Origin of the sequence: Synechococcus sp. CCAP 1479/9, from assembly GCF_019038535.1 — a bacterium.
In the GTDB taxonomy this organism is placed as follows: Bacteria; Cyanobacteriota; Cyanobacteriia; order PCC-6307; family Cyanobiaceae; genus Cyanobium.
Genome location: NZ_JAFKRK010000020.1, coordinates 1 through 3,356 on the forward strand (window position 1 = coordinate 1; position 3,356 = coordinate 3,356).

General features: G+C 71.0%; 3 protein-coding genes and 1 pseudogene. 2 read left to right on the forward strand and 2 right to left on the reverse strand.

The window, feature by feature from the left end:
- Positions 1-332, reverse strand: a pseudogene (locus KUG38_RS07455) (glycogen phosphorylase); the annotation flags it as partial.
- Positions 333-493: 161 nt separating this feature from the next.
- Between KUG38_RS07455 and KUG38_RS07460 the strand changes: the two are divergent.
- On the forward strand, positions 494-1,855 hold the full coding sequence (locus KUG38_RS07460) for a cation:proton antiporter (protein ID WP_216920331.1): 1,362 nt from the start codon (positions 494-496) through the stop codon (positions 1,853-1,855).
- A gap of 24 nt (positions 1,856-1,879) precedes the next feature.
- Here the strand turns inward: KUG38_RS07460 and KUG38_RS07465 are convergent, their stop codons facing one another.
- Positions 1,880-2,203 carry a hypothetical protein gene (locus KUG38_RS07465; protein WP_216920332.1) on the reverse strand — a complete coding sequence of 108 codons (324 nt, stop codon included), beginning with the start codon at positions 2,201-2,203 and terminating at the stop codon, positions 1,880-1,882.
- Positions 2,204-2,281: 78 nt separating this feature from the next.
- Between KUG38_RS07465 and KUG38_RS07470 the strand changes: the two genes are divergently transcribed.
- The gene (locus tag KUG38_RS07470) at positions 2,282-3,187 is read left to right on the forward strand and encodes an alpha/beta fold hydrolase (RefSeq protein WP_216920333.1); all 906 of its coding nucleotides are present in this window, start codon (positions 2,282-2,284) and stop codon (positions 3,185-3,187) included.
- Positions 3,188-3,356: the final 169 nt, after the last annotated feature.

The following is a 3,356-nucleotide window of genomic DNA, read 5'->3' on the forward strand; positions in this document are numbered from 1 at the left end:
GCCTCCTTCTGGATGCCGAGCATCAGCAGGTTGTTGCCGAGCTGGGGGCCGATCAGGAACTCGGCCGAGAGGTAGGCGACGATCCGCTTGGGGTTGGCGCCGATGGCCTCGATGCCGGCCAGGTAGCGGGTCATCAGCCGGTCACGCACGGCGTAGCTGAGCGCCATGTAGAGGTCGTGACGGCTGGCGCTGGGGGCCAGCTTGCCGAGCGTGTAGAAGAGGTGTTCGGTCATGCCCTCGAACACATCCGTCGCCGTCAGGCCGCTGCGATCGGGGTCCGCGAAGCACCCGGGCGTGGGCAGGCTCAGGTTGCGGGGTTGCTGGTCGGTCATGGCGGTCGGCGCGCGGTGGTCCCTCGGGCACAGGTCTTGCCGTGCGTTCCCAGACCGTAGCGGTGGTTGCCATTCCCCTTGCCCGGCCTGTTGGGAGATCAGCAACGGCACACGTGACCGGCGCCCACGCCCTTAGCGTCCGTTCGCCACAGATTTCGTTCATGGCCGCGCCCAGCCTGCTGCTCGAGGTCGGCAGCACCCAGATCGAGACGGTGGAAACCCTGCTGCAGGTGGGGCGCTATCTGGTCATCTTCCTGGCGGCCCGGACCCTGGCGGAGCTGATGGTGCGCCTGGGGCTGCCCACGATCCTCGGGGAACTGCTGGCGGGCGTTCTGATCGGCGTCACCGGTCTGCACCTGATCCTGCCGCCGGAGGTCCACGCCCAGCTCAACCAGGGCATGCTCGACCTGATCGGCGCCTGCGCCGGGGTCAGCCCGGAGGCGGTGGCCTCGATCTACGCCGAGAGCTTCCCCTCCCTGGAGGCCACCGCCAAGCTCGGTCTCTACGCCCTTCTGTTCCTCACGGGCCTGGAGAGTGAACTCGACGAACTCATAGCGGTGGGCCGGCAGGCCACCACCGTGGCCCTCACCGGCGTGGTGCTGCCCTTCGCCCTGGGCACGGCGGGGCTCTACCTCCTCTTCCATGTGCCCCTGTTTCCGGCGGTGTTCGCCGGCGCCTCGATGACCGCCACGAGCATCGGCATCACCGCCAGTGTCTTCGGGGAACTCGGGTTCCTCCGCACCCGGGAAGGCCAGACCGTCATCGGCGCCGCCGTTCTCGACGACATCTTCGGCATCGTGATCCTGGCGGTGGTGGTGGCCCTCTCCGGAGACGGCGTGCTTTCGGCCGGTCCGATCCTGCAGCTGGTGCTGGCGGCGGCGGTGTTCGTGGCGGTGGCCCTGTTCCTCAGCCGCACGGCCGCCCCCGCCTTCGACTGGGTCCTCGATCGACTCAAGGCGCCGGGGGAGGTGGCGGTGGCCGGCTTCGTGGTGCTGGGCCTGTGCTGCTTCGTCGCCGAGGCGATCGGCCTGGAGGCGGCCCTCGGGGCCTTCGCCGCCGGCCTGATCCTCAGTGCCTCGAAGCACACCAAGGCGATCCAGCAGTCGGTGAAGCCCCTGGTGGCCCTGTTCGCCACCGTCTTCTTCGTGCTGATCGGCAGCTCCCTGGACCTGTCGGTGATGAATCCCCTCAACCCCGACAACCGCGAAGGCCTGGTCGTCGCCCTGTTCCTGCTGGCGGTGGCCATCGCCGGCAAGGTGGCCGCCGGCTGGAGCTACCTCAGCAAGGAAAAGACCAACCGGCTGGTGGTCGGCCTGGGGATGATGCCCCGCGGCGAGGTGGGCCTGATCTTCCTGGGGCTGGGCAGCCAGGCTGGCATTCTTTCGGCGCCCCTGGAGGCGGCCATCCTGCTGATGGTGATCGGCACCACCTTCCTGGCGCCCCTGCTGCTGCGGCTGGCCCTCAGCGGTGTGGAGGTCCCCGCCGACCCCCCGGAGCCATCCCCTGCCGAGCAGGTCGCCTGATCCCCGTGCTGCCCGGCCAGGGGTTCAGCGCCTGCTGTCGTCGTCCCGTCCGGCCGCCAGGCCGATCGACAGGCCGCCCAGCACGGCGATCAACCCCAGACTGCCGGCCCAGCCCGGCCCCAGGGCCCAGCTCAGCAGCAGCTCCACCACCAGGCCCACCGCCAGGGCCAGCAGCAGGCTGCCGCCCACCAACACCAGCTGCTGCAGCCCCTCTTCCAGGGACCCCTCGGCCAGGACCTTCTCCAGCCGGGCCAGGGGAACGCTCAGGGGCAGATAGAGGGCCAGGGCCCAGAGGGCGATCCCCGGCAGCAGCGGGCTCAGGTCGGAGAGGCTGAAGGCGTCGGGCATGGCGGCAGGCGCAGGGGGCGGGGCCGCACGCTGGCCGGGCTTCCTAGCATCGTCCTTCACCGCCACGCCGCTGCGTCCATGGCTTTGTCACCCGAAACCCCCTGGCAGTTCCTGGGCCATCGGGTGCACGCCATTCACGCGGCTCCGGAGCAGCCCACCGGCCCGGCGATCCTGCTGGTGCATGGCTTCGGCGCCTCCACCGACCACTGGCGCTTCAACATCCCCGTGCTGGCCCTCACCCATGAGGTCCATGCCATCGATCTGCTCGGCTTCGGCCGCAGCGCCAAACCCGCCGGTCTCACCTACGGCGGTGCCCTCTGGCGCGACCAGCTCTGCGCCTATGTGGCGGAGCGGATCGGCCGGCCCACGGTGCTGGTGGGCAACTCCCTCGGCGGTTTCGCCGCCCTCGCCGCCGGTGCCGCCCTGGGCGATCAGGCCGCCGGCGTGGCCCTGCTCAATGCCGCCGGCCCCTTCAGTGACGAGCAGGAGCCGCCGCGGGGCTGGGGGGCCATCGCCCGCCGCACCATCGGCGCGGCCCTGCTGCGCAGCCCGGTGCTGCAGCGCCTGCTGTTCGAGAACATGCGCCGGCCCGCCACCGTGCGCCGCACCCTCAATCAGGTGTACATCGACCGCACCAACGTCGATGACGAGCTGGTGGAGGCGATCCTGCGGCCCTCCCGGGACCCCGGCGCCTTCGGTGTCTTCCGCACCGTCTTCGACATCCCCCGCGGCCAGCCCCTCGACGAGCTGTTCGCCGACCTCAGCGCCCCGCTGCTGCTGCTCTGGGGCATCCGCGACCCCTGGATCAATGCCGCCGGCCGCCGGGCCAGTTTCCAGCGGCACGCCCCCGCCCGCACCACCGAAGTGGTGCTCGAGGCCGGCCACTGCCCCCACGACGAGGTGCCCGACCAGGTCAACCGGGCCCTGCTGGAGTGGCTGGCGGGTCTGGTGGAAAGCCCGGTTCCCGCGCTGACCGCCGGCTGAACCCGGCGGCGTCCCCCGGTCGGTACATTTCCCTCCACACAGGGGGGCCGAGTTGATCGCCGCCGTCACGAGCACCGGAGCCGCCGCGTCGGCGAGCGGCCCGGCGACCGGAGCAGGCGGGAAAGGGGGAGGGTTTGCCTACCGGCCGGACATCGATGCGCTGCGGGGG

Bases quoted from the DNA above. Each gene is read 5' to 3' on its own strand.
- KUG38_RS07465 (WP_216920332.1), bottom strand. From the start codon at position 2,203: ATGCCCGACGCCTTCAGCCTCTCCGACCTGAGCCCGCTGCTGCCGGGG.
- KUG38_RS07460 (WP_216920331.1), top strand. From the start codon at position 494: ATGGCCGCGCCCAGCCTGCTGCTCGAGGTCGGCAGCACCCAGATCGAG.
- KUG38_RS07470 (WP_216920333.1), top strand. From the start codon at position 2,282: ATGGCTTTGTCACCCGAAACCCCCTGGCAGTTCCTGGGCCATCGGGTG.